Genomic DNA, 26,846 nt, shown 5'->3' on the forward strand with positions numbered 1-26,846 from the left:
CGCTACAGCAGCCGGAGCAGGGCGGCTGCCGCGGCCGAGCCGAACACGACGACGAGGAACGGTGCGCGGGCGAGGAGCAGCAGCACCGCGACGCCCAGCGCCAGCACCCGCGCGTCGAGCACGAGCGCGCGGCCCTCGGGCGCGGCCAGCACCTGCACGGTCACCAGGGCCGCGAGCAGCGCGACCGGGATCAGGTCGGCGATCCGGGCGACCAGCGGGTTGCCGAGGACCCGAGCGGGCACGGAGAGCCCGGCCAGCTTGAGCAGGTAGCAGCCGACACCGGCGCCGAGCACGGCCCACCACATCATCGGGTCAGCGCTCCGACCAGGACGGCGACACCGGCCGCCACGAGGACGGGTACGCCGGCCGGCGCCACCGTCACCGCGCCGGCCGCCACGAGAGCGGCCAGCGCGGCGGTCGCCTTCAGGCTCGGCGTCGCGAGCCGGGGCCACAGCAGGGCCAGGAAGGCGGCGCCGACGGCCGCGTCCAGCCCGAGGTCGCGGGGGTCGCCGAGCTGCTCGCCGGCGAGGGCACCCACGAGCGTGGTGAGGTTCCACAGCACGAAGATGGTCAGCCCGGTCGTCAGGAAGCCGGTCCGCGCCAGCTCGCGGTTCGGCCGGGTCACCGCCATCGCGGTCGACTCGTCGAGCAGGACCTGCGCGGCGGCCGCGCGTCGCCAGCCGCGGTAGTCGAGGAGCGGGGCCAGACGCAGGCCGTACAGGGCGTTGCGGGTGCCGAGCAGCATCGCCGTGAGCGCACCGGCGATCGGCGTCCCTCCCGAGCCGAGCACGCCGGCCAGCGCGAACTGCGAGGCGCCGGTGAACATCAGCAGCGACAGCACGCAGGTCTGGGCCAGGCTCAGGCCGGACGCGACACCGACCGCGCCGAAGCTCAGGCCGTAGGTGCCGGTCGCGATCGCGACGCCGAGGCTGTCGCGGACCACGCTGCGCCGGGTCGGCTCGCTCACGGGCTATGCGAGGGCAGTGTGCAGCCGGACCTGCTTGACCGTCGTACCGGACTCGTCGGCGAGCTCGCGGCTCGCGCCGTCCGCATCCCAGCCGGCGCTGGTCAGGAAGGCCCGCAGCACGTCGTCGGTCGCGTCGACCCAGCACACGGCACGCCCGAAGCCGTCGGCGCCGAGGGTGTCCGCGCAGGCCTGCAGCAGGCGGGAGCCGTGCCCAGCGCGGGTGGCGTCCGGGCTGACGGTGAACTCGGCCATCTCGCCGTCGGCGGCCGGATCGGCGTCGGGATCGGCGTTGGGGCCGGTCAGCGCGAAGCCGACCACCTGGTCGCCGGCGAGGGCGACGAGGGCACGGTGCCGGGCCTCCGGCGGGCGGGAGAGGGACTGGCGCCAGGCCTCGGCGAGGGTCGGGGCATCCACGGCCGCGCTGCCGTCGTACCGCTGCTGCCAGGCGCGGAGCTGGACCTCCGCGATCCCGGTGGCGTCGGCCGGCCAGGCGACCCGTACGGAGACGTCAGCAACGACCATGCGGTCATCCTGTCAGGGCAGGGGTGTGGCCCCGGCCACTAGGGTCGAGGGCATGGAGATTCGCAACCTCGGGGCGAGTGGCCTCCGCATCTCGGCCATCGCCTACGGCAACTGGATCACCCACGGCTCCCAGGTCGAGGAGGACGGCGCGCTGGACTGCGTGCGCCGCGCGCTCGACGAGGGGATCACCACCTTCGACACCGCCGACGTCTACGCCAACACCGCCGCCGAGACCGTGCTCGGCCGGGCGCTGGCGGGGGAGCGGCGCGAGGGCCTCGAGATCTTCACCAAGGTCTTCTGGCCGACCGGGCCCGGCAAGCACAACGACCACGGGCTGTCCCGCAAGCACATCCTGGAGTCGATCGACGGGTCGCTGCGCCGGCTCGGCACCGACTACGTCGACCTGTACCAGGCGCACCGCTTCGACCACGAGACGCCGCTCGAGGAGACCATGGTGGCGTTCGCGGACGTCGTCCGGTCGGGCAAGGCGCTCTACATCGGCGTCTCGGAGTGGCGGGCCGAGGAGATCCGGGCGGCCGCCGAGCTGGCCCGCGAGCTCCGGGTGCCGCTGGTCTCCAACCAGCCGCAGTACTCCATGCTCTGGCGGGTCATCGAGGCCGAGGTGGTGCCGACCTGCATGGAGCTCGGCATCGGCCAGATCGTGTGGTCGCCGATCGCCCAGGGCGTGCTGACGGGCAAGTACCGCCCCGGCCAACCGCCGCCGGCCGGCTCCCGCGCCACCGACGAGAAGGGCGGCGCCAACGACATCAGCCGCTGGCTGCGCGACGACGTCCTCGAGCGGGTCCAGCTGCTGCAGCCGATCGCCGACGAGGCCGGGCTCTCGCTCGCCCAGCTCGCCGTCGCCTGGGTGCTCCAGAACGACAACGTCTCGGCGGCGATCATCGGCGCCAGCCGGCCCGAGCAGGTCACCGAGAACGTCAAGGCCGCCGGCATCACGCTGGACGCCGACACGCTCGCCGCGATCGACCGGGCGCTCGACGGCGTCGTCACCAGCGACCCGTCGCTGACCCGCTCGCCGCGGCGCTCGGAGATCCTCGGTTGAGCCGCGGTCAGAGCGAGAACAGGTAGCGGCTCGTCGGCACCAGGTCGAGGCCCTCGGCCGCGCCGAACCTGGCGCAGCTGTCCATCAGCGTCGTGAACCGGCGCTGGAACTCCTCCTCGTCGCCGCCGCTGCCGTAGAACGCGTGGTGGTCGGCCATCGCCGCCATCGGGAACAGCTCCTCGACGATGCCGGTGACGTCCCGGCCGCCGTCGGTGAGGTGCTCGACGACAGGGTTCTGGACGTAGCCGAAGGTGCCCTGGGTGTCGATCGCCACCTGGGTGTGCCGGTCCAGCCAGTCGGAGAGCCACTCCGCGTGCGGCATCGCCGACGGCCGGCGCAGGAACGCGAGGTTCGCCAGCGCATCGGCCCGCTCGCCGTCGGCAACAGCGGGCGGGACCAGCGGCTCGCGCTCGTCGACGGACCAGGCGTCCGCGTCCGGGTCGAGACGGCGTACGACGCCCAGCAGCGCGGCCGGGTCCTGCTCCGTCCACACCGTGACCACGGCGGTGATCGGCGTACCCGGGCCGAACCTCATCGCCGGCGCGACCGCGTCGTCGTCGACGTTGACCTGCAGCCGGGTGGCGCCGGTCGCGGCGACCTCCGCGCGGAACGCGGGTTCGAGCAGGGCAGGACCGGGGCCGCGCAGCGCAGCGATCACCTTCACGCCGGCAACCTAGCGCACGCTTGGTTCGGCCGGAACCCGGACGGAACCTACTTGTCGTAGTCCTCGGGCAGCGGCTGGCCGATCTTGATCCGGGCCTTCGGCAGGCGCATGAACTTCATCTGCATCGACCGGGTCAGTGCGTAGTAGGTCGTGCCCTTGAGCGGCTCGTCGGGGAAACGGGTCTTCAGCTCGCGCCGCAGCCGGAAGCGGAGGATGAGCATGTCGGTCACGACGAACAGCACCGTGGCGAGCAGGACCATGCTGGAGGCCTGCACGAGCGCGGAGCTGCCGGTGTAGCCGAGCATCAGGCCGATGATCATCAGCGGGATGACCATCTCGACGATGGAGAAGCGGCGGTCGACGTAGTCGCGGATGAACCGACGCACCCGGCCCTTGTCGCGGGGTAGGAAGTAGCGCTCGTCGCCGCTCTTCATGCCTTGGCGGATCTTGCGGCTCTCCTCGGCGCGGTACTCGCGCTGGCGTCGCGAGGAGTCCCGGCGGTCGGTGGGTGCCTTGGCGCGGGCCTTGGCCGCGGCCTCGGCCTCCTTGCGGGTAGGCGTGGGTCGGCCCTTGCCGCCGACCTTCCCGTCGGCTGCGGCAGACGAGGCCGCGTCGGGGGCGGCGGGGGACTTGGTGCGCTTGAACACGATCAGGCCTTCCGGACCAGGCTGGACTTGAGCTGCATCGGACCGAAGCCGTCGACCTTGCAGTCGATGTCGTGGTCGCCCACGCCGTCGACGAGGCGGATGTTGCGGACCTTGGTGCCGGACTTGATCGGCTTGGGCGCGCCCTTGACCGGGAGGTCCTTGACCACGATCACGTCGTCGCCGTCGGCGAGGGGGTTCCCGTTCGCATCGCGTACGACGCCCGCGGCCGCCGCCTCGTCAGCGGCCGCCGCAGCCTCGGCGGGCGACCACTCGTGGGCGCACTCCGGGCAGACGAGCAGGTCGCCCATCTCGTAGGTGTACTCGCTCGAGCACTGCGGGCACGGGGGGAGGACGTCAGTCACGGTGGGACTTTCCGGGCAGGTCCAGCATCCGCTGGAGAGCGGTCAGCGCGTCGGCCTCGGTCTGGGGGTCGACCTCGATCTGGTTGACGACGACGCCCTCGACGAGGTTCTCCAGCGCCCACACGAAGTGGGGCAGGTCGATCCGGTTCATCGTCGCGCAGTAGCAGACGTTGCGGTCCAGGAACATGATGTTCTTGTCCGGGTGCGCGTTGGCGAGGCGCTGCACGAGGTTGAGCTCGGTGCCGATCGCCCAGCTCGAGCCGGCGGGCGCCGCCTCGATGGTCTTGATGATGAACTCGGTGGACCCGACCAGGTCGGCCTTGAGCACGACCTCGTGCTGGCACTCGGGGTGGACCAGGACGTTGAGGTCCTCGACCTTGGCGCGCAGCTCGTCGATGACGTCGGCGGAGAACCGGCCGTGGACCGAGCAGTGGCCCTTCCACAGGATCATCCGGGCCTCGGCGAGCTCCTCGGCGGTCAGCCCGCCGTTGGGGAGCAGCGGGTTCCACACGACGCACTCGTCGAGGGAGAAGCCGAGCTGGAGCACGGCCGTGTTGCGGCCGAGGTGCTGGTCGGGGAGGAAGAGGACCTTGGTGTCCTCGCCCTTCTGCTGGAAGGCCCAGTCGAGGGCGACCTCGGCGTTCGACGAGGTGCACACGACGCCGCCGTTGCGCCCGCAGAACGCCTTGATGTCGGCGCTGGAGTTCATGTAGGTAACCGGCACGACGACGTCCTGGACGCCCGCGGCCGCGAGGGCCTCCCACGCGCGCTCCACCTGCGCGTGGCGCGCCATGTCGGCCATCGAGCAGCCGGCGGCGAGGTCGGGGAGGATCACCTTCTGGTCCGGGCCGGTCAGGATGTCGGCGGACTCGGCCATGAAGTGCACGCCGCAGAAGACGATGAACTCGGCGTCCGGGCGCGCCGCTGCGTCGCGGGCCAGCTTGAAGGAGTCGCCGGTGACGTCGGCGAACTGGATGACCTCGTCGCGCTGGTAGTGGTGCCCCAGCACGAACAGCCGGTCGCCGAGCTTCTCCTTGGCCGCGCGGGCACGCGCCACCAGGTCCGGGTCGGAAGGCGCCGGCAGGTCGCCGGGGCAGTCGACGCCGCGTTCGGAGAGCGCGTCCGTGCCACGGCCCAGCGGCAGCAGCGGGAGGTCAACGGTGGTCATGCGTGCAGTCTAGTTTGGCTCGGGAGCGCTACAGCAGCGCCCCGTGGTGCACGTACGGCGACGGCGGGTCCATCCCGCGCAGGCCGAGGTACCCCCGGGCGACCAGGTCCATCCGGGCGGCGAGCGCGACCTCGACCGCCCAGTAGTTCGCCGACGTCACGTGGGACAGCTCGTAGCGCTCGCCGGCGCTCGCGAGGCACTCCCACAGCAGGGTCTGCGCGGCCTCCTCGTCGCGCGCGGCTAGCAGGGCCAGCACGCGGCCGTTCGTGTAGGCGTAGCCGGAGCGGTCCGTCGTCACGACCAGCCGGCCGGCGGCCAGCAGCCGCTCGTGGTCCGGTCCGTGCGGGCCGCCGCGACGCAGCCGGTCGAGGTCGTCCATCCAGGCCAGGTCGTCGGGGCCGCCGTCGCGCACCCCGCTGACCGCCGGCAGGGCGGAGCGGTCGACGGCGCCGTTCAGGGCGAGCTGGGGGTGCAGCCGGAACCCGGCCAGGTGGTAGCGGCGCAGCGCCCGCGGGTCGACCGACGCGGCGAGCATCCCGCGGGGCGCGTCGGCGCCGTACGCCACCGCGGCGTCGAGCACCTGCGCGCCGATCCCGGCGCCCTGCAGGCCCGGTCGCACCGCGAACGTCGCCAGGCACCAGACCTGCTCGCGGCGGTAGCTGGTGGCGAACCCGACGACCTCGCCGTCCTGCTCGGCGACCCACGAGCCGTCCGGGTCGGTGGCGAGGAAGCCGCGGGTGCGCGCCTCCCACGCCGCGCGCTGCGCGGGCGACCGGCGCTCGGGATCCGGGGCCGACGGCAGCCGGTGGGCGACGTCGACGGCGAAGAAGGCGTCGGCGCTGATCCCCTCGGCCACGGGTACGTCGGCGTCGGTCATCGCTCGGATCAGCACATCAGGACCCTATGCATTCACCCGCCGGACGCCTCCTCCTTCTCAAGGGTTCCCCGGCCGCTGCCAGCGTGGAGCGGCTCAGCAGGAGCCCCCAGAAGATGACCGCTCGGAAAGGTTGTTCACCCATGGCAGAGCTCGACCGTCGCCGGTTCCTCCAGATCTCCGGAGCCACCTCGCTCGCCGGCCTCACCACCGGCCTCCTCGGCAGCGTCGAGCGGGCCGCCGCCGTCGCGCCCGCCCGTCGTACCGGCACGATCCGCGACATCGAGCACGTCGTGATCCTGATGCAGGAGAACCGCTCGTTCGACCACTACCTCGGCGCGCTCCGGGGCGTCCGTGGCTTCGGCGACCCGCACCCGGTGCAGCTGCCCTCCGGCAAGTCGGTGTGGCACCAGCCGACGAACGGCGGCGGCGAGCTGCTGCCGTTCCACCCGGACGCCGAGGACCTCGGCGGCGCCTTCCTCCAGGGACTCGCGCACTCGTGGCCGGACGGCCAGCTGGCGATCAACAAGGGCCACCACGACAGGTGGGTGCCCGCCAAGGGCAACGCCACCATGGCCCACCTCCAGCGCCAGGACGCGCTCTTCCACTACGCCCTCGCCGACGCGTTCACCGTCTGCGACGCCTACTACTGCTCGTTCATCGGCAACACCGACCCGAACCGCTACTACCTGTGGACCGGTTGGACGGGCAACGACGGCAAGGGCGGTGGACCGGTCCTCTACAACGACGAGGTCGGCTACGACTGGACGACCTACCCCGAGCGCCTTGAGAAGGCGGGCGTCTCGTGGCGGGTCTACCAGGACGAGGGCACGGGTCTCGACGACGCCGGCTCGTGGGGCTGGACCTCCGACCCCTACATCGGCAACTACGGCGACACCTCGCTGCTCTACTTCAACTCCTTCCGCAACGCGAAGCCCGGTGACCCGCTCTACGAGAAGGCCCGCGTCGGCACCCGCAACCGCGACGGCCAGGACTACTTCGAGCTGCTCGCGGCCGACGTCCTCGCCGACAAGCTGCCGCAGGTCTCCTGGGTCTCGGCACCCGAGGCGTTCTCCGAGCACTCGAACTGGCCGACCGACTTCGGCGCCTGGTACATCTCCAAGGTCCTCGACGCCCTCACCGCCAACCCGGAGGTCTGGGCGAAGACCGCCCTGTTCATCACGTACGACGAGAACGACGGCTTCTTCGACCACCTGGTGCCGCCCGTCCCGAACAGCCCGCTGATCCCGGGAGCGTCGACGGTCACCACCGAGCACGAGTTCTACGCCGGCGGCGACCCGCGGGCGAAGCCCGGCCCCTACGGCATGGGGCCCCGGGTCCCGATGTTCGTCGTCTCGCCGTGGTCGACCGGCGGCTACGTGTGCTCGGAGACCTTCGACCACACCTCGGTGCTGCGCTTCCTCGAGGCCCGCTTCGGTGTCCGCGAGCCGCAGATCACCCCGTGGCGCCGGGCGGTCGCCGGCGACCTGACCTCGGCGTTCGACTTCTCGGCCGCGAAGTCCGCCGTGCCGTCGCTGCCGGCGACCGACGCGATGGCGCCGACGGACCGGCTGCGACACCCGACGTACTTCCCGAAGCCGCCCGCCGCCGGCGCCATGCCCGCGCAGGAGCCGGGCATCCGCCCGGCCCGCCCGATCGGCTACGACCTCGGCGTGGTCGAGAAGGGCTCCGCACCACTGCGGCTGCAGCTGGTCAACGACGGCTCGCTGGGTGCCCACGTCCAGGCCCGACTGGTCGCGCCGGCCGGTGACCCGCACAGCTACACGGTCGAGGCCGGCAAGCGGCTCGACGTCGAGCTCCCGGCGCAGGGCGAGTACGACGTCCACCTCCACGGCCCCAACGGCTTCTTCCGCCGGTACGCCGGCAGCGCGGCCGGCGAGCGGGTGCTGGTCGACCTCGCGCCGCTGAGCCAGGGCCGCGGGGTCGGGTCGGGCAAGGTGCGCGTCGTGGTCGACGGTGACGCCGCCGTCGAGGTGACCGACGCGTACGCCGGCCCGCTGACGCTGCGTAGTGGGAAGGTCGACGTCGACACCCGCGCTTCCGGCGGCTGGTACGACGTCACCGTCACCATCCCCGGCACGTCCTTCGTGCGCACCCTCGCCGGGCACGTCGAGTCGGGACGACCCGGAACCAGCGACCCGCAGCTCGGTTAGCCGGAGCGGGTGGCCGGGATCCGCCATGATGGCGCCATGCGGATCCTGGTCGCCCCCGACAAGTTCGCGGGCACCCTGACGGCGGTCGAGGCCGCCGAGGCCATCGCGACCGGCTGGCGCCGGCACGCGCCCGACGACGAGATCGTGCTCGCCCCCATGTCGGACGGCGGGCCCGGCTTCGTCGACGTGCTCCACGCGACCCTCGGCGGCGAGCTGCTGGCCGTCGTGGGTGAGGCGCCGCAGGGCCACGAGGTCCCGGCCACGATCCTCGAGGTCGGCGACACCGTCTACATCGAGAGCGCCCAGGTGTGCGGCGTCCACCTGACCGGCGGCAGGCTCGGCGAGTTCGGTACGACGGTCGGCGTCGGCCGACTGCTCCTCGAGGCGGTCAACGCCGGCGCCCGCCGGGTGGTGGTCGGGCTGGGCGGCTCGGGGACCAACGACGGGGGAGCCGGGCTGCTCGCCGCGCTCGGCGCGGACGCCGACGTCGCGCTGGACGTGGGCGGGATCTTCCTCGACGGCGTGAGCCGGGTCGACCTGAGCATCCCGCGCGGCCTGGTCGACGGCGTCGAGATCATCGCGGCGACCGACGTCGACAACCCGCTCACCGGGCTGTTCGGGGCGAGCAAGACCTTCGGCCCCCAGAAGGGCCTGGACGAGGAGACCCAGGTGCTGCTCGACGGCTTCCTGGAGAGCTTCGCAGCCGCGACCGACCGGCGGGTCGCGCTCGAGCCCGGTGCCGGCGCGGCCGGCGGGATCGGCTTCGCGCTGATGCTGCTGGGCGGCACCCGGGTCTCCGGGATCGAGCTGGTCGCCGAGGCGGTCGGCCTGGCCCGGCAGGCCCGCGACGCCGACCTGGTCATCACCGGTGAGGGTGCCTTCGACTTCAGCAGCCGGGCCGGCAAGGTCCCGGCCGGGGTGGCCGCGATAGCCGCTGACGCGCTGCGCCCGTGCGTGGCGCTGGCCGGCCAGGTGCTCGTCGGGTCCCGCGAGATGCGGGCGCTCGGCATGGACGCGGCGTACTCGCTGGTCGACGCCGTGGGGGAGGAGCGGGCCTTCGCCGACCCCTCGGGCGCGCTGACCGAGCTCGCCGCCCGGGTGGCGCGCACCTGGTCGAGCTGAACCTCCGCCCAACCCTCGCGCGAAACTGAAACGTGTTCTAGATTGCTCGGGTGACGGACATCAGAACCCGCTTCGACGACCTCCGGGCCGCCGAGCACGCGGACCCTGCCGATCTCGACGCCCTCTGGTCCGACCTCGCGACCGTCGAGGTCGACGAGATGCTCGGCGCCTGGCGGGGCGGGGACTTCGCCACCGGCCACGTCGCCAGCGCCGTGCTGGAGAAGGTGCGCTGGCACGGCAAGCGGTTCGACAGCCCGCTCGAGGCGGTTCCGCTGGTCTGTCGCGACGAGAACGGGGAGCTCTACTCCAACCTCGCTGCCGGTGGTGGCGGGGAGGCGTCGCTGTGGCCGGTCGGCTTCCGCGGCGAGGTCACGGCCACGATGGTCTACGACAAGATGCCCGTCCTCGACCATTTCAAGAAGGTCGACGCCGACACCGTCATGGGCATCATGAACGGCAAGCTCGCCGGGACGTTCGGCATCGACGACCTCTACTACTTCTGGCTGGAGCGTGACGCGTGAAGACGACTGCTTACCTCGTCGAGGAGCCCGGGGGCGACTTCGTCGCCGCCGAGGTCGAGCTCGAGGAGCCCCGTGCCGACGAGGTCCTGGTCCGCATCGTCGCGACCGGCCTGTGCCACACCGACCTGACGGTCCCGACCATGCTGCCGCAGGAGATGCTGCCGACCGTCGTCGGTCACGAGGGCACCGGCGTCGTCGAGAAGGTCGGCGCCGACGTCACCGGCATCGAGGTCGGCGATCACGTCGTGCTCAGCTTCCGCTCCTGCCGGCAGTGCGGGCCGTGCCGGGCCGGCGACGTGGGCTACTGCGAGCAGTCCCTGCTGCTCAACTACATGGGCATGCGCGCCGACGGCTCGACGACCATGAAGCGGGGTGACCAGACGGTCTTCGGCAACTTCTTCGGCCAGTCCAGCCTGGCCCGCCACGCCCTTGCGTACGCCGACAACTGCGTCGTCGTCGACAAGTCCCTCGACCTGACCCGGCTGGCGCCCTTCGCCTGCGGTTTCCAGACCGGCGCCGGCACGGTGCTCAACGTGCTCGACCCGGCGCCCGGCGACAGCATCGTCGTGTACGGCGCCGGCGCGGTCGGCCTCGCCGCGATCGCCGTCGCCCGGGGCACCGGCGTGGAGACCGTCGTCGCCGTCGACCCGGTCGCCGCACGCCGCGAGGTGGCTCAGGGCTACGGCGCGATCGCGCTCGACCCGACCGAGGAGGGCGCGGCGCCTGTCGAGGACCGGGTCCGCGAGCTGACCGGCGGCGGGGCGACGTACGCCATCGACACGACGGCCATCCCGGCTGTCGTGCTGCAGGCACAGCGCTCGCTGCGCACCCGCGGCGTGCTGGTCGCGCTCGGCCTCGGTGCCCCGGAGTACACGATCGACGCGATCGACCTGCTCTCGAGCGGCAAGATCGTGCGCTCGTCGATCGAGGGGGAGGCGGACCCGCTGGTCACCATCCCCGAGCTGATCGCGCTGCGCGAGGCGGGCAAGTTCGACGTGGACCACCTGGTCACGACGTACCCGTTCGAGAAGATCGCCGACGCCGTGGCGGACTCCAAGGCGGGGACGGTGGTCAAGCCGGTGCTCGTCTGGCCCTGATCGGGGTTGGGGGGAATAACCGCGGCTGTGCGACCATTGGGCTAGTCGAACACCCTTCGGCCAGACAGACTTAACAGACCTGGAGTGAGCATGAGCGACAGCTGCTGCGGAGGCGGCCACAGCCACGAGGCCCCCGGCGCGACCACGACCGTCGCGGCCCCGGTGGACCTCGACCGCCGTGAGGACCAGATCAACCTGAGCCCGGTGGCGGCCACGAAGGTGAAGAGCCTGCTCGAGCAGGAGGGGCGTGACGACCTCGCCCTGCGCATCTCGGTGCAGCCCGGTGGCTGCTCGGGCCTGCGCTACCAGCTCTTCTTCGACGAGCGCACCCTCGACGGCGACATCGTCACCGACTTCGACGGCGTGGCCGTCGTCGTCGACCGGATGAGCGTGCCCTACCTCAACGGCGCGGTCATCGACTTCGTCGACACCATCGAGAAGCAGGGCTTCACGATCGACAACCCGAACGCCACGGGTTCCTGCGCCTGCGGCGACTCGTTCAACTGAGTCGGACGCGACAGCAACGACGAAGGCCCCAGCCGATCGGCTGGGGCCTTCGTCGTTCCCGCGGCGTACGCGGGACACGGCGATCAGTCCAGGTGCAGGTGCAGCGCGTTGGCGAGGCGCTGGGCGGCCTCGGAGATCTGGATGTCGCGCTTGGCGACCTCGCGGGGGAGCTCGTCGAAGTGGAGGCTCGGGGCGGGGCGCGTGGCCTTGACGGCGGCGTCCTGGAGGCGGCGGCTGACGGCCTGGCAGTCGGCGTGGAGCTCGGCGGGGCTGGCGATCTCTTCGTACGGCGGCATGTCCTCGACGCTACGCGTTACTTTCGGGTAGACCCAGAGGGAACGCCGTCGCCACGGCTACGGCTCGGTTAACCTTTCGTATCGTGACTGCACCCACAGGCTCCCTCCTGATCGCCGGCTCGATCGCCACCGACCACCTGATGACCTTCGGCGGCAAGTTCGCCGACTCGCTGGTCGTCGAGCAGCTCGACAAGCTGTCGGTCTCCTTCCTGGTCAACGACCTCGAGATCCGCCGCGGCGGCGTGGCCCCCAACATGTGCTTCGGCCTGGCCAAGCTGGGCCTGCGCCCGGTGCTGGTCGGCGCGGCCGGTGAGGACTTCGCCGACTACCGCTCCTGGCTCGAGCGCAACGGCGTCGACTGCGACTCCGTGCACATCTCCGAGAGCAAGCACACCGCCCGCTTCGTCTGCACCACCGACACCACCATGGCCCAGTTCGCGTCCTTCTACCCGGGCGCGATGAGCGAGGCCAGCCAGATCGAGCTGCTCCCGATCGTCGAGCGGGTCGGCGCGCCGACGTACGTCCTGATCGGCGCCGATGACCCCGACGCCATGAAGCGGCACACCGAGGAGTGCCGCCAGCGCGGCTACGCGTTCATCGCCGACTGCTCCCAGCAGCTCGCGTTCGCCGAGGGCGACCTGATCCGCGACCTCATCGACGGCGCGGCGATCCTGTTCTCCAACGAGTACGAGTCGCACGTCATCGAGAAGAAGACCGGCTGGAGCGCCGCTGAGGTCCTCGCCAAGGTCGGCCTGCAGGTCACGACGCTCGGCAAGGACGGCGTCCGGGTCACCTCGAGCGACGGCACCTCCTTCGAGGTCCCGGCGGCCAAGGACGTCGCGGCCCTCGAGCCGACCGGCGTCGGTGACGCCTTCCGTGGCGGCTTCCTCGCCGCCCTGTCGTGGGGCACCTCCCTCGAGCGGGCCGCCCAGGTCGGCTGCGTGCTCGCCGCCTACGTCGTCGAGACGGTCGGCACCCAGGAGTACGAGTTCACCCACGAGCAGTTCGTGGGCCGGATCCGTGACTCGTACGGCGCCGAGGCGGCCGACGAGGTCGCCAAGCACCTCGGCGTCAACTGACCCGGCTGACTCAGCTGAGTCGTCGTACGACGTAGCGGGGCGCGCCGTCCGCGGCGCGCTCCTCTCCGACGTACTCCTGCCCGCGCATCCGGCACCAGGCCGGCACGTCGTGCCGCGCCGCCGGGTCGCGGGCGACCACGGCGAGCAGCTCGCCGACCTCCACCGAGGGCAGCGCCTTCGCCAGCTCGATGATCGGGCGCGGGCAGGGCAGGTCGCGGCAGTCGATCTCGGTGGTCACAGCCCGGCCTCCGCGCGGATCCGGCCGACCTCGTCCGCGAGAGCCGCGCAGAACGCCTCGACCTGCTCGGCAGTGGTGTCGCGCCCCAGGGAGACCCGCACGTTTCCGTGCGTGAGAGATCCCATCGCCGCCAGCACGTGGCTCGGCTCGAGGGTCGAGGCCGTGCAGGCCGAGCCGCTGGCGACGCCGAAGCCCCGGCGCGCGAGAGCCGAGACGATCTCGTCGCCGCCGACGTAGAGGCACGAGAAGGTCACCAGGTGGGGGAGCCGGGCCACCGGGTCGCCCACGACCTCGGTGTCGGGCAGTGCGGCCGCGACCGTCCGGATCCGGTCGACGAGCGCGTGCTGGCGCGCCGTGACCTCCTCCCGCTCGGCCAGGACCGCCTGCAGTGCGGCCGCCGCGGCCAGCGCCGCCGGAACGTCCGGGAACCCGCCCAGCTGGTCGAGGCCGTCGTCGCCCGGGAAGGGAGTGGTCCACCGCGTGCCGCGGCGCACCACCAGCACGCCGACGCCCGCCGGACCGCCCCACTTGTGCGCCGACGCGGTCAGCGCGTCCCAGCGGCGGGGGAGCGACACGTGCCCGACGGCGGCGGCCGCGTCCACCAGCAGGGGTACGCCGGCCGGCAGGTCGAGCTCGTCGACCGGCTGCAGCGTCCCCACCTCCTGGTTGGCCGCCTGCAGCGCGACTGCTCCGACCCCGGGACGTCGTGCCGCCTCGGCCATCGCGGCCACGTCGACGTGGCCGAGCGCGTCGACCGGGATGCTGGCGTGGGCGGGCGAGGGACGCCAGGCGGCTGCGTGGAGCACGGCGGAGTGCTCGACCGCGCCGTGCACGATGCCGTCGCGCCCGGTCGCCGCGGCCAGGCCCAGCAGCCCCCGGTGCACGGCGTCCGTGCCCGAGGCCGTGAAGCCCACCTCGTCCGGCCGGGCGCCGAGGCACTCGGCCACGACCGCCCGGGCGTTGTCGAGGAGCAGCCGCGCGTCGCGCCCGGCGGCGTGCAGGCGTCGCGGATCGCCGTACCCCCGGTCGAGGGCGGCCAGCAGGGTGTCCCGGGCCGCCGGGTGGAGCGGGGAGGACGAGGCCGAGTCGAGGTAGACCTCGGAGGTGCTGCTCACGCCTCTGACCCTAGTTGAGCGGGGTCCGTACGCTCGTCCCGCGCTCGTGCCCCGCCTCACACGTCCCGGAAGACCCACCCCGCCACCCGGTCGGGGTTGCTCTCCGCTAGTGTTCGCTGTGGTTCTGACCCTCGAGAGGAAGGCTCGTTCGTGGGCTGGTGGCACCCCGAGCGCACGCGTGGCGCGCAGCGACGTTTCCGTCGCGCGACCCCGCTCGCCGGATTCGTCGTACTCGCGCTCGCGCTGTCCGGCTGCTCGACCGATACCCAGTGGGAACGGTTCGGCATGCCGGAGATCACGACCACGCAGGGTGAGCACATCCTGCACCTGTGGCAGGGCGCATGGATCGCCGCGCTGGTGACCGGTGTCATCACGTGGGCGCTCATCATCGGCGTCCCGATCTGGTTCCGTCGTCGTAGTGACGACGAGGTTCCGGTGCAGACGCGCTACAACCTGCCGATCGAGATCTTCTACACGATCTTCCCGGTCATCATGGTCATCGCGTTCTTCTCGCAGACCGTGCGTGTGCAGAACATCGCGCTCGAGCACGACCCGAACCCGGACGTCGTCGTCACGGTCGTCGGCCAGAAGTGGCAGTGGACGTTCAACCAGCCGTACGAGGGCAAGAACGTCTTCGTCTCCGGCACCGGTGAGGACATCCCGGACCTCGTGATCCCGGTCGACAAGACCATCGAGTTCCAGCTCCGCAGCCCCGACGTGATCCACAACTTCGGCATCCCGGCCTTCGCGATGCGCATGGACGTCGTCCCCGGCAACAAGAACTCCTACCAGGTGACGCCGACCGAGATCGGTGACTACGACGGCAAGTGCTACGAGCTCTGCGGCGTCTACCACTCGCGGATGCTCTTCAACGTGAAGGTCGTCTCCGAAGCTGACTACGAGGCCTACCTGGCCGGGCTCGCCAAGGACCCGGAGCACGTCTCTGACGAGCCCGTCGAAGGCGGCAAGTACGCCAAGCAGCCCATCAACGACGAGGGAGAGCACGAGTGACCACTCTCGCGCGTTCCGCGGACCTCAGCCAGCGCAAGCCGCTCGGCCAGCAGCTCGTCCGCGCGATGACCACGACCGATCACAAGCTGATCGGCAACCTGTACTTCGGCACCGCCATGGCCTGGTTCATGGCCGGCGGCATCATGGCGCTCCTCATTCGGTCCGAGCTGGCCTACCCGGGCAGCCAGATCGTCAACGAGGAGCTCTACAACCAGCTCTTCACGATGCACGGCACGATCATGCTGCTGCTGTTCGCCACGCCGCTGTTCTTCGGCTTCGGCAACGCGATCATGCCGCTGCAGATCGGTGCCCCTGACGTCGCGTTCCCGCGCCTCAACATGTTCAGCTACTGGCTGTACCTGTTCGGTGGCCTGATCGCCGGCGCCGGCTTCCTCACCCCGCAGGGTGCTGCCTCGTTCGGCTGGTTTGCCTACACACCGCTGTCCGACTCGGTCAACAGCCCCGGCGTCGGTGGCGACCTGTGGATCATGGGCCTGTGGATGGCCGGTCTCGGCACCATCCTCGGTGCGGTCAACTTCATCACCACGATCATCTGCATGCGAGCGCCGGGCATGACCATGTTCCGGATGCCGATCTTCGTCTGGACCGTGCTGATCACGGCGATCCTGGTGCTGGTCGCGTTCCCGATCCTGGCCGGTGCGCTGCTCTCCCTCGAGGCCGACCGACAGCTCGGGGCGCACGTGTTCGACTCCTCGCACGGTGGAGCGATCCTGTGGCAGCACCTGTTCTGGTTCTTCGGGCACCCCGAGGTCTACATCATCGCCCTGCCGTTCTTCGGCATCATCTCCGAGATCCTCCCGGTCTTCAGCCGCAAGCCGATCTTCGGCTACATCGGCCTGGTCGGCGCGACGCTCGGCATCGCGATCCTCTCGGTGGCCGTGTGGGCGCACCACATGTTCGTCACCGGAGCCGTCAACCTGCCGTTCTTCTCCGGCATGACGTTCCTGATCGCCGTTCCGACGGGCGTGAAGTTCTTCAACTGGATCGGCACGATGTGGGGCGGATCAGTGCGCATGGACACCCCCATGCTCTGGTCGATCGGCTTCCTCACGACCTTCCTCTTCGGTGGCCTGACCGGCATCATCCTGGCCAGCCCGCCGCTCGACTTCCACGTCTCCGACTCCTACTTCGTGGTGGCGCACTTCCACTACACGGTGTTCGGCACGGTCGTGTTCGCGATGTTCGCCGGCTTCTACTTCTGGTGGCCCAAGCTCACCGGTCGGATGCTCGACGAGCGCCTCGGCAAGATCCACTTCTGGCTGCTGTTCATCGGCTTCCACACGACCTTCCTCGTCCAGCACTGGCTGGGCATCGAGGGCATGTCGCGGCGCTACGCGGACTACCTGCCGCGTGACGGCTTCACGACGCTGAACCAGGTCTCGACGATCGGCGCCTTCATCCTCGCCTCCTCGATGCTGCCGTTCTTCTACAACGTCTACGTCTCGCGCAAGGGTCCGCTCGTCAACACCGACGACCCGTGGGGCTGGGGCCGGTCGCTGGAGTGGGCCACCACGTGCCCGCCGCCGCGCCACAACTTCCACTCGATCCCGCGGATCCGCTCGGAGTCGCCGGCGTTCGACCTCCACCACCCGGAGATCGCCGCCATCGAGATGTACGACGAGCCGGTCGCCGCGGGCGCCGGTGCCAAGGAGGTCGACGCCTGATGAAGGTCGAAGCATGGATCTTCGGCGTGACCACGGTCTTCCTGGTCCTGGTCAGCCCTGCCTACTGGTTCATCACCGACGGCAGTGACCACGGCGCCGACTGGACCGGCACCTCCGCGCTGGTCATGACCACGCTGCTGTGCGCCATGGTCACCCTGTACCTCGGGTTCCACGCCAACCGGATGGACGCCCGTCCGGAGGACCTCAAGGACGGCGAGATCGCCGACGGCGCGGGCGAGCTGGGCTTCTTCCCGCCGTACTCCTGGTGGCCGCTGTGGTGCGCTGCCTGCCTCGGCGTGATGGTCTTCGCGATCGCCGTCCTGGCCTGGTGGCTGTTCATCATCGGCATCGTCATCGGCGCGGTCGCGCTGAGCGGCTGGATCTTCGAGTACTACCGGGGCGTCTACGCCCACTGAGCCTCCGCTCAGCCTCTCGTCGGCGGTGTCCCACCTCACGGTGTGACACCGCCGACGTGCTTTCCAGCCGGGAATCGTCGGTCCCGGCAGGTACCCTCTTTTCGTGCCTTCCCCGCTGACACGCTCCCGTTCGCGCGCCCTGCGCGCCGCCGCCCTGCTGGCCGCCGTCGCGCTCGTCGCGACCGCCTGCGACGGCTCGGGATTCGTCCCCGGGGGAGACGGCCCGGGCAGCGACGAGACCACGGCCGCGGCCGCCTCCGAGGCGATCGTGACGACCAACGTCAAGGACGACGCGTCCGGCGTACCCGTCGACAAGGTGGTCAAGGTCAGGGCCGAGAAGGGCACGCTGACCTCGGTGGTCCTCAAGTCGACGGCCGGCACGGTCGAGGGCGAGCTCCGCGGAGACGGCACCCGTTGGGTGGCCTCGAGCGGCCTCGAGCCCGCCACCCGCTACCGCGTGCGCGCCGTGGCCCGCAACGGGGAGGGCAAGGAGGTGCAGAGCATCTCGACCTTCACCACCCAGTCGCTGAGCCTCGACCAGCAGACCTACGCCTCGATCGCGCCCCTGCAGGGCGAGACCGTCGGGGTCGGCATGCCCGTCATCGTGACCTTCGACCTCCCGGTCACCGACCGGGCGAGCTTCGAGAAGCACATGAGCGTCACCTCCACGCCCGCGCAGCCGGGCTCCTGGTACTGGGTCAGCAGCAAGGAGGCGCACTGGCGCCCCGAGTCGTACTGGCAGGCCGGCACCAAGGTCAGCGTCGACGTCGGTGTCAACGGCGTGAGCGCCGGTGACGGCATCTACGGCCAGGAGGACCGCAAGGTCGACTTCGAGATCGGTGCCGCCCACGTCTACAAGGTCAACGCGCGCACCCACCAGATGAAGGTGCTCGAGAACGGCAAACTGCTCCGCACGCTGCCGATCACGACCGGCAAGGCCGGCTTCACCACCCGCTCCGGCGTCAAGGTGATCATGGAGAAGTACGCCCAGAAGCGGATGAACTCCGAGACCGTCGGCATCGCCCGCGGCTCCGCCGAGGCCTACGACATCGACGACGTGAAGTGGGCCATGCGCCTGACCAGCTCCGGCGAGTTCATCCACGCCGCCCCCTGGTCGGTCGGCTCCCAGGGCCACGCCAACGTCTCCCACGGCTGCACCGGCATGAGCACCGACAACGCCGCCTGGCTCTACTCCATGACCCGTCGCGGCGACGTCGTCGAGTACGTCGGCACCGACCGCCCGATGGAGCCCGGCAACGGCTGGGGAGACTGGAACATCTCCTGGAACGACTACGTCGCTGGATCCGCCCTCAGCTGATCCCGGTCGGTGCTGATCACTCGCCACACGACGACGGTGACAGCCATGCCCAGGCCGATCATGATGGACGTCGCGGCAGCGTTGTCCTGGAAGGCCAGGTAGGGCTCGTACTCCCGCCAGGCGAGACCGTGCCGGTGGGCGAGGTCGAGGACCGCGCCGAGCAGGATCACGCCGGCCTGGTAGGACAGCAGGACCATGGCCACGACTCGTTCGCCCGACCGCACCTGAGCCAGTGAACACACCACCACCGGCACCAGGCAGGTCAACGTCTCCAGTCCCAACCGGTTGCCCCAGAAGCCGGTGCCGCCCGGGAAGATGTTGAGGAAGGCCTGTACGACCAGGTAGGCGATCCCACCGCACGCGAGGACCCGGCTCCAGTCCGGGGTCGTGGACCACGCGCGAGCGACGGCCGGCGCCAGGGCCAGGAGCACCGGTGTCCAGATGAGCAGGCCTGCGTCGGGTGAGACGAGGTACCCCAACAGGTTGGTGATCACGCCGGCGCCGGTGGAGCTCTCGTCAGGGACGCCGGTGAGGCCGGTGGCCTGGGAGTACCCGCCGCTGGCTGCGAACAGGCTCCACCTCCCGTACATCCAGTAGCCCCACACGAACGTGCCGGCGAGGAAGGGCAGACTGGTCAGGGAGATCCGGATCGCGATGCCCGGGCGGCGGCGCCAGACCGCGAGGCCGAGGCCGACGACGGCGACGATCACCGCGACGTGCAGGCGACCCCACACCCCGACGCCGCCGAAGACCCCGGCCAGCCACCAGCGCTCGTGCCGCACGGCCCAGGCCAGGCCCGCGATCCCGAGCGTCGTGACGCCGTGGGTCCAGAGGGCGTCGGCGAGCACGGACCAGTACGGCGTGGCGAGGCCGAGCGCCAGACCCGCCCCGATGACCAGCCTGAACGAGACCAGGCCGCGCACAGCGAGCAGGACGAGGAGCACGGCGCTCGCGGCAAGGAACGCGCCTGTCAGTCCGCCGGGCTCCGGCGCGACTTCAGCGGCCGTGGACGGACTCATCCGTTCCTGGATCCAGTACGCCGGCACGCCCACCGCGATCACGCCCGGCGAGCGCCCGATGGCCACGTGGCCGTTCCGCTCGTTGATGGTCGAGAACAGGACCAGACGGGCACGAGCGTCGTTGTCCGCCTCGGTCGCGTCCGTGCTCAGGACGTAGGTGTCGCTGTGGAGCCTGTCGACCCACGGTGCCCCTGTGGATGCGATCCGCCAGGCACCGATCTCGGCCGACGCCACGTCCGGGGTCTTCCAGTCGTGGGAGACGGTCCCGCCGTAGAGCACCAGCAGGAGCACCCAGAGCAGCCCCAGCGCCCACCGCTCGCGACGGTTCGTGGTGGCGTCGGGCACCCGGCGAAGATACACCGGTGGACGCCAGTGCCGTGGCTAGACTCCGACTGTGGATGGCTTCGAGCGCGTGTCCGTCTACTACCCCCGAGGGGTGCGGACGGGTGGCCCTGAGGCCCTCCACCAGTTGGTCGACACGCTGCGCGCCCTCGGGCACGACGCGGCCCTCGTCCCGATGCCCGGCACGCAGGGCAAGCCGCGCGTCCCGGAGTACCAGCACTATGACGCCCCCGAGCGCGGCACGTCTGCCTCTGGGTCGCGCGACGCCGTCGTCACGCCGGAGGTGTGGGTCCCGCGACGCTCGGTCACCGGCGAGGCGACCTGGTTCTGCTGGTGGCTGAGCATCGACAACTCGCCGATCTTCATGGACGTTCGACGCCGCGCTCACGAGCAGGTGTCCCGACGGTCGGCCGTCGCGATCCTTCGCGGCGTCCCGCGCAAGACGGGTCGACTCCTCGCCGCTCCGGCTCGTCGTCGGCGGCTCGCCGAGGCCACCCATCTCGCGCAGTCCGTGTACGCGCACGACGTCGTGGCACGCGAGCTCGGAGTGGCGGTGTCCATGCTCAGCGACTACGTCCCCACCGCGGCGCCACCAGCGGTGGCGCGTCGAGGACACCCGGCCGTCGTCGCCTTCAACCCCGCAAAGGGTGGCGAGATCGTCGCTCGCGTCGCCGACCGGTTGACCACGCCGGTGCGGTGGCTGCCGATCGAAGGAATGTCCCCGGGCGAGGTCGTCGACGCCCTCAACCGCAGCGACGTCTACCTGGACCTGGGACATCTGCCGGGCAAGGACCGCATGCCGCGGGAGGCTGCTCTTCGCGGTGCCGTCACCTTGGTCGTCGCTCGGGGCGCCGGGGCGAACCCGCGTGACTTCCCGGTTCCCGAGGAGCACCGGATCGACACTGCTCCGGATCTCGTGACCTCCGCGGTGCGAGCATTGGAGGACGTCCTCGCCGACGTCGACGGTCACGCGCTGCGGCAGGCGGACTTCCGGTCGCACGTAGCGCAGGAGCGGTCCAGGTTCGCCAGCGAGGTGCGGTCCTGCTTCGGTTCGGCCGGGTCGTCATCGTGACCTCGCCGACCCGCCGGGTCGCGAGTGTCACGACGGTGTCGCTGCTTCCGGCGACCGCGGGACTGGTCGCGCTGCTGGCCCTCGCCCAGGTGCTGGACCGCACCGCTTGGGCGGGTCTCGCGGTGGGCCAGTCGATCGGTGCCATGGCGAGCATCGTCGTTGCTGGTGGTTGGGCCCTGACCGGGCCGAGCGCCGTCGCTGGAGGATCCGCGGCGGCACGACGCTCTCTCTACGAGGCGAGTGTCCGTCTCCGCGTGGGAACCGCACTGTTCGCCCTACCCCTCGCAATGGCGATCACCTCGGTGCTCCTCAGCGACGCTGCTCGCGCCCTGGGCATCGCGGTGTGCGCGGCGGCCGGCCTCGCCGGCCTGAGCCCTCGTTGGTTCCTCGTCGGCGTCGGAGGCGCGAAGGACGTGCTGTGCTTCGAGGCTCTTCCCCTCGTCGCGGCCAACCTGGTAGCAGCGGCGGCCATCGCCGCCGGGGGCAGCCCGCTGGTCTACCCGGCCCTGACAGCGACAGCCCAGGTCGGTGCGGCCCTTGCCCTCCTCGTCGTGCTGCGCGGGTCGGCCGTGCCGGACCCGACCGTTCGCGTGACCTGGCGGTCCCGCGGTCCGGCGACGGTGGCGGAAGTGGTCGGAGGCGCCTACTCCACGATCAACGTGGCACTGGTCTCGCTGCAGGTCTCGGTCGTCGCCCTCGCCGGCTATGCGTCCGGCTGGAAGCTGTACCAGTGGGGGATCCTGGTCGTCTCGGGGGCCTGCCAGGCCCTGCAGGGCTGGGTGGCGACGGCGCCGGACCGACGCCCACGTCGCTTCCGCACCGCTCTCGCCGTCCATGGGGCCATCGGACTCCTCGGCCTGGGAGGCTTCGCGCTCTTGGGAGCACCACTGACCTCGGCCCTGTTCGGGCCTGAGCTTCGCGTGTCCCAGGACGTCGCTCTGTGTTTCGGAATCGCCGTGCTCTTCCTCTCGCTCAACTCATCGCTGGGCCGGCACACCCTCGTCACCTCACAGCGGGTCGATGTCGTCCTGCGGAGCACGGTCCTCGGCGCCGTGGTCGGGGTGCCGTTGATCCTGTTCCTGGCCGGTGCTCACGGTGCCGTCGGCGGCGCCGCCGGGCTTGCGGCCACCGAGGCGTTCGTCTTCAGCTACCAGCTCGCGGCGGGGTGGCGCATGCTCCGTGATCCGGCGCCCTGAGACGCGCGCCGCTCAGCAATCCTCGGTGGGCGCCGGCCAGTGCCGAAGGGTCGCGTGTGCGCACCGCCCGCCGGACGATCTGCAGCAGCACCCGCGCGGTCCCGAACCATCCAGCAGTGCCGAGCGAGAACTTGCGCCCGAAGTAGACCCGGTTGCGCATGGCCCAGTACGCCGGCATCCCCGCGGTCGCCTGGACGGCGTGCGCCTGGTGCGCCACCCGGATCAGCCACCCCGCCTGTCGCAGGCGGAGATGGAGGTCCACCTCCTCCAGGTACAGGAAGTAGGTCGTGTCGAAGCCGTAGGACTCGAGGAGCTCGCGTCGGTAGAGGACCAGGGCGCCGTCCAGCCAGTCGACCTCCGCGTAGCGGGAGTCGTCCTGGGGCACGTGGCGATGACGGGCGACCAGACCGCGACCCGTCAGGACGCCGCCCGCCGACCAGACCACGGCACCAGTGGGCCGGTCCTGCCACAGCACCGGCCCAACCGCAGCAGTGTCGGGAAGGTCGAGGCCCGCAAGCAGCTCTGCGACGGTGCCGGGGGCCACGACGACCTCGTGCGTGGACACCAACACGGCCGTCAGCCCCGGGCACTCGCGAGCCAGCCACGCCACGCCGGTGTTGACCGCGGATCCGTAGCCGTCGTTGGGGGTCTCGATGATCCGGACCCCGCCGAGCTCGGTCCTCACCAGGGGGCGGGCCTCGCTGTTGTCGACGACCACGATCCGGTCCGGGGCCAAGCCTGTGTCCAGCAGCGAGGAAACGGTACGCCGAAGCGTGTCAGGGCTACGGTGATGCACGACGACGCACCCCACCTCGGTCAACGCCGGGGACGCGACCCTGTCGGTCACGGGAGGTCGACCAGATCGGTGTAGCCGGCCGCCTGCTCGGAGATCTGGCGTCGGAAGTCGAGCCGATCGGCCAGGAGGGTGGCGTAGCGGCGGGCCTCGGCCCGCCCCCGGACGCCGTCGCGCAGGACGTGGCTGATGGCCTCCGCGAACGCCTCGGCATCCGGTGCCGGCTCGAGCACCTGGGCGCCGACGAGGTCGTTCACGCCCTCGGCACCCACGGGGGTGGCGACGACCGGGAACCCGAGTGCCATCGCCTGGACAACCTTGAACTTCAGGCCGGCGCCGCGCAGCAGGGGCGCGATGGCGACCTGGGCGCCCCGGTAGGCGTCGAGCAGGTCGGGGAGGTAGCCGGTCACCTCGACCTCCTCACTTGCCTGACTGCGCAGCCATGCCGAGGGTCGCGCTCCGGCGAACCGGACGCGAACGGTGGGGTGGTCGTGCTGGACGCGAGGGAACACGGAGGTGAGGAACCAACGTGCGGCCTCGTCGTTCTCGTCACGCCAGAAGGCGGCGGTGAAGACGAGCAGATGGGAGTCCTCCGGCTCGACCCTGTCCGCGGGCAGGGTCACCACCGGCGGCGTGGTGCGGACGTCGGAGGCGACGCCGAGCCGCGCCAAGGTCTCGATGTCGGCCTGCTTGAAGACGAAGACCCGATCGCAGGCGGAGAGCTGACGTCGCTCAGCGCGACGAACGGCGGGCAGGGCGAGTCGCGCGACGACACGGGTGGCCAAGGCGGCGCCGCTCGCGGCGCCTCCGACGCTCTCGGAGTACACGTCGTGTGGCGTCGCCACCAGCGCCGCGCGCGCGTTCCAGCGGCGGACGACGGGCGCGTGCTGGATCGAGCCCATCCACTGCAGGTCGATCACGTCCGCACCTCCCAGCGCCGAGCGCACGGGTTCGCCGATCCGGTCGGCCCAGGCCCGGGGCGGGAGTCTGCTGGTGCCGTGACGCACGAGCCGCCACGCGCGCACGACGAGGCTCGCGCGGTCCGGGGGTCCGAGCAGCACCCGCAGCCAGGCGGGGTGGCGACCGATCGTCCGCACGGTGTCGGGATCGTTCGGGACGACGAGCGTGACGGCGTGGCCGAGGTCGTGGAGCACCTCGAGATACCGCAGCAGGTACTCACCGCCCGCGTGGTCCACGCCTTCGTGGGGAACGTACGGCGCGAGGCTGACGATCTGCATGTCATGTCTCCGCAGGGACGCTCGCGGGCTGCCAGACACGCTCGCGCAGCTCCGACCACCGGCTCGAGCGTCGGCTCCTGCTCCGGGTGAGCAGATCGGGGTAGGTGCTGTAGAACGTGCGCATCGAGCGGAGCTCGTGCTTCCAGGGTGTCAGCCGCGGCAACGTGGTCGCCCGCTGCCACTGGTGCTCCCAGCGAACCCGGGGATCGATCACCACGCCGTGCCCGCCGAGCCACGACCGCAGTCCGATGTCGTGGTCCTCGTAGTAGATGAAGTAGCGCTCGTCCCAGCCGCCCAGATCCTGCCAGGCGGCGCTTGCACCTCCGAGGGCTGCTCCCATCGCCCAGGCAGCCCAGGTCGGCCGGTCCAGCTCGGTGTTGGTGTAGCCGAGGCGCTTCGCTGTGTTGCCCAGGAGCCGGTTCGAGAACTTGTCGGCGAGGTGCGGCAGGCCCCGGGCATTGGGCTGAGCCGTGCCATCCGGGTCCAGCAGCTGGGGTGCGACGAGGCTGTCGTTGGCATCGGCGGTGCGCGCCAGCTGGGGGAGCGTGGACGGGTCGAGCACGACGTCGGGATTGGCGAAGAGCGTCCACTTCGACGACACCTGCCGCAGAGCGCGGTTGTTGGCCGCTCCGAACCCGAGATTGTGCGGAAGGGAGATCACCTCGGCCCCGAGAGCACCGGCGACGGCCGCTGATCCGTCGGACGAGCAGTTGTCGACGACGATCCAGCGTGCGACGCCGACCGGCCACGACGACCAGCACTGTCGGAGCTGGGCCGCAGAGTTGAAGGTGACCGTGATGACGGTCCAGTCGCGCTCGGACATCGGAGGGCTCAGTATGCCCCGTCGTGGCGCAGGACGGCCCGCACGGTGCGGGCGAGGATCATCAGGTCACCGGCCATGGACCAGTTCTCGACGTAGTACAGGTCGAGGCGCGCGGCCTCGTCCGGCGTGAGGTCCGAGCGGCCGGAGACCTGCCAGAGGCCCGTGATGCCGGGCCGGACGCGGAGTCGGCGATGCATGGTGTGGCTGTACTGCGCGACCTCGGCGGCCACCTGCGGGCGCGGGCCGACCAGGCTCATCTGTCCTGCCAGGACGTTGAGGAGCTGCGGCAGCTCGTCGATCGAGTAGCGGCGCAGGAGGCGCCCGACGGGTGTCACCCGCGGGTCGTCACGCAGCTTGAAGAGCAGGGGGTCCGCGCCGAGGTCGTCCATGAGCGCGTCCTGCACCTGGTCGGCGCCGGGGCGCATGCTGCGGAACTTCCACACCCACAGCTCGCGTCCGTCGAGCCCGACCCGCCGGTGCCGGTAGAACACGGGGCCGCCGTCGGCGCGGACGGCGAGTGCCGTGGCGAGGAACACCGGGGCGAGGGCCACCAGGAGCAGCAGGGCTCCCAAGCGGTCGACGACCGCCTTGCCCCAGCGCATGGCGCGGGCCACCTGGGGCGGCTCGACGTGGACGAAGGGGAGGCCAGCCACCGGTCGCAGATGGATGCGCGGTCCCGCGACGTCGATCAGGTTGGGGACGACGATCAGGTCGATGTCGCGCCCCTCGAGCTCCCAGCCGATCTGGCGCAGGTCGACCGAGGACGCAAAGGAGCCACTGGCGATCAGCAGGGTGTCGGCGTCATGGTCGAGGCAGGCCTGCACGGCGCGGCCGGGCGCTCCGAGGACGGGAACGGGGAGCGGCTCCTGCGGGCCGGCGACGCAGGCGCCGACGACGGCGTAGCCGAGTCCCGGCTCGCGCGCCAGCGCGGCGTCGAGCTCACGGACCGCGACGGCATCGCCGACCACGACGACGCGGTGCTGCAGCTGCTGGCGCACCCGCAGCCGGGTGACGACCCGGCGCACGGCGTACCGCTCGAGGAAGAGGCCGGTGATGCCCAGGGTCCAGGTCAGCGCGAAGTAGGGGCGGGACATGTCGTAGTTGACGAGGTACGCGAGCATGGCGACGATCCCGCCCGCCGCGAACGAGGCCCGCAGGATGCTCTTGAACTCGTCGCTGCCGCGCGCGATCTCGCGACGCTCGTACGCGTCGCTGAGGGCGAGTGCGCCCCACCACACGGGGACGACCCACCCGAAGTCGATCAGCGGGATCCCCGTGAACCACTCGATGTGTGCGGGCGGCCAGGTGCCGTACCCGAACTTGATGCCGATGGCCGCGGCGGCGGCCGCGACGATGGTCATGGCGTCGAGGACCGCGACCACGACGACGAGCCGGGAGAGGGAGTCGCGTACCCGGCGGGTACCAGGGTCCTGGCCCACGTCCGGCGAGGTCGCGAGCAACGCCATCGCCCGGCCTCCTCATGACTCGTCCCCACGCTGTCAGCAGCACGCTAATGG

29 protein-coding genes are annotated in these 26,846 nt (G+C 71.2%); 13 read left to right on the plus strand and 16 right to left on the minus strand.

Features of this window, described 5'->3' with window-relative positions; all coding sequences use genetic code 11:
• Positions 1 to 2: 2 nt before the first annotated feature.
• Genes ACZYRU_RS09845 through ACZYRU_RS09855 form a run of 3 tightly spaced genes read right to left on the minus strand, consistent with a single transcriptional unit; the run spans position 3 to position 1,489 of the window.
• Positions 3 to 308: an AzlD domain-containing protein gene (locus ACZYRU_RS09845; protein ID WP_488956902.1), complete on the minus strand. Its 306-nt coding sequence runs from the start codon at positions 306 to 308 to the stop codon at positions 3 to 5.
• On the minus strand, positions 305 to 967 hold the full coding sequence (locus ACZYRU_RS09850) for an AzlC family ABC transporter permease (protein WP_488956903.1): 663 nt from the start codon (positions 965 to 967) through the stop codon (positions 305 to 307). The genes ACZYRU_RS09845 and ACZYRU_RS09850 overlap by 4 nt, the downstream gene beginning before the upstream one ends.
• A 3-nt stretch (positions 968 to 970) precedes the next feature.
• Positions 971 to 1,489, minus strand: a complete 519-nt coding sequence (locus tag ACZYRU_RS09855; protein ID WP_488956904.1) for a GNAT family N-acetyltransferase — start codon at positions 1,487 to 1,489, stop codon at positions 971 to 973.
• A gap of 52 nt (positions 1,490 to 1,541) precedes the next feature.
• On the opposite strand from ACZYRU_RS09855, the gene ACZYRU_RS09860 reads away from it, so the two are divergent.
• Complete coding sequence (locus ACZYRU_RS09860; RefSeq protein WP_488956905.1) at positions 1,542 to 2,552, plus strand: aldo/keto reductase family protein; 1,011 nt, start codon at positions 1,542 to 1,544, stop codon at positions 2,550 to 2,552.
• A gap of 7 nt (positions 2,553 to 2,559) precedes the next feature.
• On the opposite strand, the gene ACZYRU_RS09865 is transcribed toward ACZYRU_RS09860, so the two are convergent.
• The 5 genes from ACZYRU_RS09865 to ACZYRU_RS09885 are packed head-to-tail and all read right to left on the minus strand — an operon-like array spanning position 2,560 to position 6,285.
• Positions 2,560 to 3,216 carry a hypothetical protein gene (locus ACZYRU_RS09865; protein ID WP_488956906.1) on the minus strand — a complete coding sequence of 219 codons (657 nt, stop codon included), beginning with the start codon at positions 3,214 to 3,216 and terminating at the stop codon, positions 2,560 to 2,562.
• Positions 3,217 to 3,263: 47 nt separating this feature from the next.
• On the minus strand, positions 3,264 to 3,863 hold the full coding sequence (locus ACZYRU_RS09870; protein ID WP_488956907.1) for a DUF3043 domain-containing protein: 600 nt from the start codon (positions 3,861 to 3,863) through the stop codon (positions 3,264 to 3,266).
• Between the two features lie 2 nt (positions 3,864 to 3,865).
• Complete coding sequence (locus ACZYRU_RS09875; protein WP_488956908.1) at positions 3,866 to 4,225, minus strand: zinc ribbon domain-containing protein YjdM; 360 nt, start codon at positions 4,223 to 4,225, stop codon at positions 3,866 to 3,868.
• A complete protein-coding gene (gene nadA / locus ACZYRU_RS09880; RefSeq protein WP_488956909.1) occupies positions 4,218 to 5,393 on the minus strand; it encodes a quinolinate synthase NadA in 1,176 nt (391 codons plus the stop codon). Before nadA ends, ACZYRU_RS09875 begins: the two co-directional genes overlap by 8 nt.
• 28 nt (positions 5,394 to 5,421) lie before the next feature.
• A complete protein-coding gene (locus tag ACZYRU_RS09885; RefSeq protein WP_488956910.1) occupies positions 5,422 to 6,285 on the minus strand; it encodes a GNAT family N-acetyltransferase in 864 nt (287 codons plus the stop codon).
• Positions 6,286 to 6,410: 125 nt separating this feature from the next.
• On the opposite strand from ACZYRU_RS09885, the gene ACZYRU_RS09890 reads away from it, so the two are divergent.
• The 5 genes from ACZYRU_RS09890 (at position 6,411) to erpA (ending at position 11,688) form a co-directional block, all read left to right on the plus strand.
• The gene (locus ACZYRU_RS09890; RefSeq protein ID WP_488956911.1) at positions 6,411 to 8,441 is read left to right on the plus strand and encodes a phosphocholine-specific phospholipase C; all 2,031 of its coding nucleotides are present in this window, start codon (positions 6,411 to 6,413) and stop codon (positions 8,439 to 8,441) included.
• Positions 8,442 to 8,477: 36 nt separating this feature from the next.
• Positions 8,478 to 9,563 carry a glycerate kinase family protein gene (locus tag ACZYRU_RS09895; protein WP_488956912.1) on the plus strand — a complete coding sequence of 362 codons (1,086 nt, stop codon included), beginning with the start codon at positions 8,478 to 8,480 and terminating at the stop codon, positions 9,561 to 9,563.
• A gap of 50 nt (positions 9,564 to 9,613) precedes the next feature.
• Complete coding sequence (locus tag ACZYRU_RS09900) at positions 9,614 to 10,084, plus strand: DUF4334 domain-containing protein (protein WP_488956913.1); 471 nt, start codon at positions 9,614 to 9,616, stop codon at positions 10,082 to 10,084.
• Positions 10,081 to 11,181, plus strand: a complete 1,101-nt coding sequence (locus tag ACZYRU_RS09905; RefSeq protein ID WP_488956914.1) for an NAD(P)-dependent alcohol dehydrogenase — start codon at positions 10,081 to 10,083, stop codon at positions 11,179 to 11,181. The genes ACZYRU_RS09900 and ACZYRU_RS09905 overlap by 4 nt, the downstream gene beginning before the upstream one ends.
• A 90-nt stretch (positions 11,182 to 11,271) precedes the next feature.
• Positions 11,272 to 11,688 carry an iron-sulfur cluster insertion protein ErpA gene (gene erpA, locus ACZYRU_RS09910; protein ID WP_488956915.1) on the plus strand — a complete coding sequence of 139 codons (417 nt, stop codon included), beginning with the start codon at positions 11,272 to 11,274 and terminating at the stop codon, positions 11,686 to 11,688.
• A gap of 83 nt (positions 11,689 to 11,771) precedes the next feature.
• Here erpA and ACZYRU_RS09915 read toward each other — a convergent pair whose 3' ends face one another.
• Positions 11,772 to 11,984 carry a hypothetical protein gene (locus ACZYRU_RS09915; RefSeq protein ID WP_179726587.1) on the minus strand — a complete coding sequence of 71 codons (213 nt, stop codon included), beginning with the start codon at positions 11,982 to 11,984 and terminating at the stop codon, positions 11,772 to 11,774.
• 140 nt (positions 11,985 to 12,124) lie between these two features.
• Here ACZYRU_RS09915 and ACZYRU_RS09920 point away from each other — a divergent pair, with 140 nt between their 5' ends.
• Complete coding sequence (locus ACZYRU_RS09920; RefSeq protein ID WP_488957195.1) at positions 12,125 to 13,063, plus strand: carbohydrate kinase family protein; 939 nt, start codon at positions 12,125 to 12,127, stop codon at positions 13,061 to 13,063.
• 10 nt (positions 13,064 to 13,073) lie between these two features.
• Here the strand turns inward: ACZYRU_RS09920 and ACZYRU_RS09925 are convergent, their stop codons facing one another.
• Positions 13,074 to 13,301 carry a sulfurtransferase TusA family protein gene (locus tag ACZYRU_RS09925; RefSeq protein ID WP_488956916.1) on the minus strand — a complete coding sequence of 76 codons (228 nt, stop codon included), beginning with the start codon at positions 13,299 to 13,301 and terminating at the stop codon, positions 13,074 to 13,076.
• Positions 13,298 to 14,416, minus strand: a complete 1,119-nt coding sequence (locus tag ACZYRU_RS09930; RefSeq protein ID WP_488956917.1) for a cysteine desulfurase family protein — start codon at positions 14,414 to 14,416, stop codon at positions 13,298 to 13,300. Before ACZYRU_RS09930 ends, ACZYRU_RS09925 begins: the two co-directional genes overlap by 4 nt.
• 150 nt (positions 14,417 to 14,566) lie before the next feature.
• Between ACZYRU_RS09930 and ctaC the strand changes: the two genes are divergently transcribed.
• From ctaC to ACZYRU_RS09950, 4 genes are all read left to right on the plus strand, one after another.
• Entirely contained in the window at positions 14,567 to 15,427 is an 861-nt protein-coding gene (gene ctaC, locus ACZYRU_RS09935; RefSeq protein WP_488956918.1) for an aa3-type cytochrome oxidase subunit II, read from the plus strand.
• Positions 15,424 to 17,112, plus strand: a complete 1,689-nt coding sequence (gene ctaD, locus ACZYRU_RS09940; RefSeq protein ID WP_488956919.1) for an aa3-type cytochrome oxidase subunit I — start codon at positions 15,424 to 15,426, stop codon at positions 17,110 to 17,112. The genes ctaC and ctaD overlap by 4 nt, the downstream gene beginning before the upstream one ends.
• Positions 17,112 to 17,528: a cytochrome c oxidase subunit 4 gene (locus ACZYRU_RS09945; RefSeq protein WP_488956920.1), complete on the plus strand. Its 417-nt coding sequence runs from the start codon at positions 17,112 to 17,114 to the stop codon at positions 17,526 to 17,528. Before ctaD ends, ACZYRU_RS09945 begins: the two co-directional genes overlap by 1 nt.
• Positions 17,529 to 17,631: 103 nt before the next feature.
• Entirely contained in the window at positions 17,632 to 18,846 is a 1,215-nt protein-coding gene (locus tag ACZYRU_RS09950; protein WP_488956921.1) for a L,D-transpeptidase, read from the plus strand.
• On the opposite strand, the gene ACZYRU_RS09955 is transcribed toward ACZYRU_RS09950, so the two are convergent.
• Positions 18,819 to 20,210 carry a hypothetical protein gene (locus ACZYRU_RS09955; RefSeq protein ID WP_488956922.1) on the minus strand — a complete coding sequence of 464 codons (1,392 nt, stop codon included), beginning with the start codon at positions 20,208 to 20,210 and terminating at the stop codon, positions 18,819 to 18,821. The genes ACZYRU_RS09950 and ACZYRU_RS09955 overlap by 28 nt on opposite strands.
• A 49-nt stretch (positions 20,211 to 20,259) precedes the next feature.
• Here ACZYRU_RS09955 and ACZYRU_RS09960 point away from each other — a divergent pair, with 49 nt between their 5' ends.
• Both ACZYRU_RS09960 and ACZYRU_RS09965 read left to right on the plus strand, forming a co-directional pair.
• Complete coding sequence (locus tag ACZYRU_RS09960; RefSeq protein ID WP_488956923.1) at positions 20,260 to 21,279, plus strand: hypothetical protein; 1,020 nt, start codon at positions 20,260 to 20,262, stop codon at positions 21,277 to 21,279.
• Positions 21,276 to 22,475 (plus strand): hypothetical protein, encoded by a 1,200-nt coding sequence (locus ACZYRU_RS09965; protein ID WP_488956924.1) that lies wholly within the window; start codon positions 21,276 to 21,278, stop codon positions 22,473 to 22,475. The genes ACZYRU_RS09960 and ACZYRU_RS09965 overlap by 4 nt, the downstream gene beginning before the upstream one ends.
• Here the strand turns inward: ACZYRU_RS09965 and ACZYRU_RS09970 are convergent.
• Genes ACZYRU_RS09970 through ACZYRU_RS09985 form a run of 4 tightly spaced genes read right to left on the minus strand, consistent with a single transcriptional unit; the run spans position 22,423 to position 26,795 of the window.
• Positions 22,423 to 23,322: a glycosyltransferase gene (locus ACZYRU_RS09970; protein ID WP_488956925.1), complete on the minus strand. Its 900-nt coding sequence runs from the start codon at positions 23,320 to 23,322 to the stop codon at positions 22,423 to 22,425. The two genes, ACZYRU_RS09965 and ACZYRU_RS09970, sit on opposite strands and share 53 nt — an antisense overlap.
• Entirely contained in the window at positions 23,319 to 24,506 is a 1,188-nt protein-coding gene (locus ACZYRU_RS09975; protein ID WP_488956926.1) for a glycosyltransferase, read from the minus strand. Before ACZYRU_RS09975 ends, ACZYRU_RS09970 begins: the two co-directional genes overlap by 4 nt.
• Position 24,507: 1 nt before the next feature.
• The gene (locus ACZYRU_RS09980) at positions 24,508 to 25,329 is read right to left on the minus strand and encodes a glycosyltransferase (protein ID WP_488956927.1); all 822 of its coding nucleotides are present in this window, start codon (positions 25,327 to 25,329) and stop codon (positions 24,508 to 24,510) included.
• A gap of 8 nt (positions 25,330 to 25,337) precedes the next feature.
• A complete protein-coding gene (locus tag ACZYRU_RS09985) occupies positions 25,338 to 26,795 on the minus strand; it encodes a sugar transferase (RefSeq protein ID WP_488956928.1) in 1,458 nt (485 codons plus the stop codon).
• Positions 26,796 to 26,846 lie beyond the last annotated feature (51 nt).

The organism is Nocardioides sp. F233 (genome assembly GCF_057813895.1).

Coding starts and splice junctions, on each gene's coding strand:
- nadA (WP_488956909.1), bottom strand. CDS start 5,393: ATGACCACCGTTGACCTCCCGCTGCTGCCGCTGGGCCGTGGCACGGAC.
- ACZYRU_RS09890 (WP_488956911.1), top strand. CDS start 6,411: ATGGCAGAGCTCGACCGTCGCCGGTTCCTCCAGATCTCCGGAGCCACC.
- ACZYRU_RS09920 (WP_488957195.1), top strand. CDS start 12,125: ATGACCTTCGGCGGCAAGTTCGCCGACTCGCTGGTCGTCGAGCAGCTC.
- ACZYRU_RS09985 (WP_488956928.1), bottom strand. CDS start 26,795: ATGGCGTTGCTCGCGACCTCGCCGGACGTGGGCCAGGACCCTGGTACC.
- ACZYRU_RS09895 (WP_488956912.1), top strand. CDS start 8,478: ATGCGGATCCTGGTCGCCCCCGACAAGTTCGCGGGCACCCTGACGGCG.
- ACZYRU_RS09845 (WP_488956902.1), bottom strand. CDS start 308: ATGATGTGGTGGGCCGTGCTCGGCGCCGGTGTCGGCTGCTACCTGCTC.
- ACZYRU_RS09855 (WP_488956904.1), bottom strand. CDS start 1,489: ATGGTCGTTGCTGACGTCTCCGTACGGGTCGCCTGGCCGGCCGACGCC.
- ACZYRU_RS09860 (WP_488956905.1), top strand. CDS start 1,542: ATGGAGATTCGCAACCTCGGGGCGAGTGGCCTCCGCATCTCGGCCATC.
- ACZYRU_RS09915 (WP_179726587.1), bottom strand. CDS start 11,984: ATGCCGCCGTACGAAGAGATCGCCAGCCCCGCCGAGCTCCACGCCGAC.
- ACZYRU_RS09975 (WP_488956926.1), bottom strand. CDS start 24,506: ATGCAGATCGTCAGCCTCGCGCCGTACGTTCCCCACGAAGGCGTGGAC.
- ACZYRU_RS09945 (WP_488956920.1), top strand. CDS start 17,112: ATGAAGGTCGAAGCATGGATCTTCGGCGTGACCACGGTCTTCCTGGTC.
- erpA (WP_488956915.1), top strand. CDS start 11,272: ATGAGCGACAGCTGCTGCGGAGGCGGCCACAGCCACGAGGCCCCCGGC.
- ACZYRU_RS09980 (WP_488956927.1), bottom strand. CDS start 25,329: ATGTCCGAGCGCGACTGGACCGTCATCACGGTCACCTTCAACTCTGCG.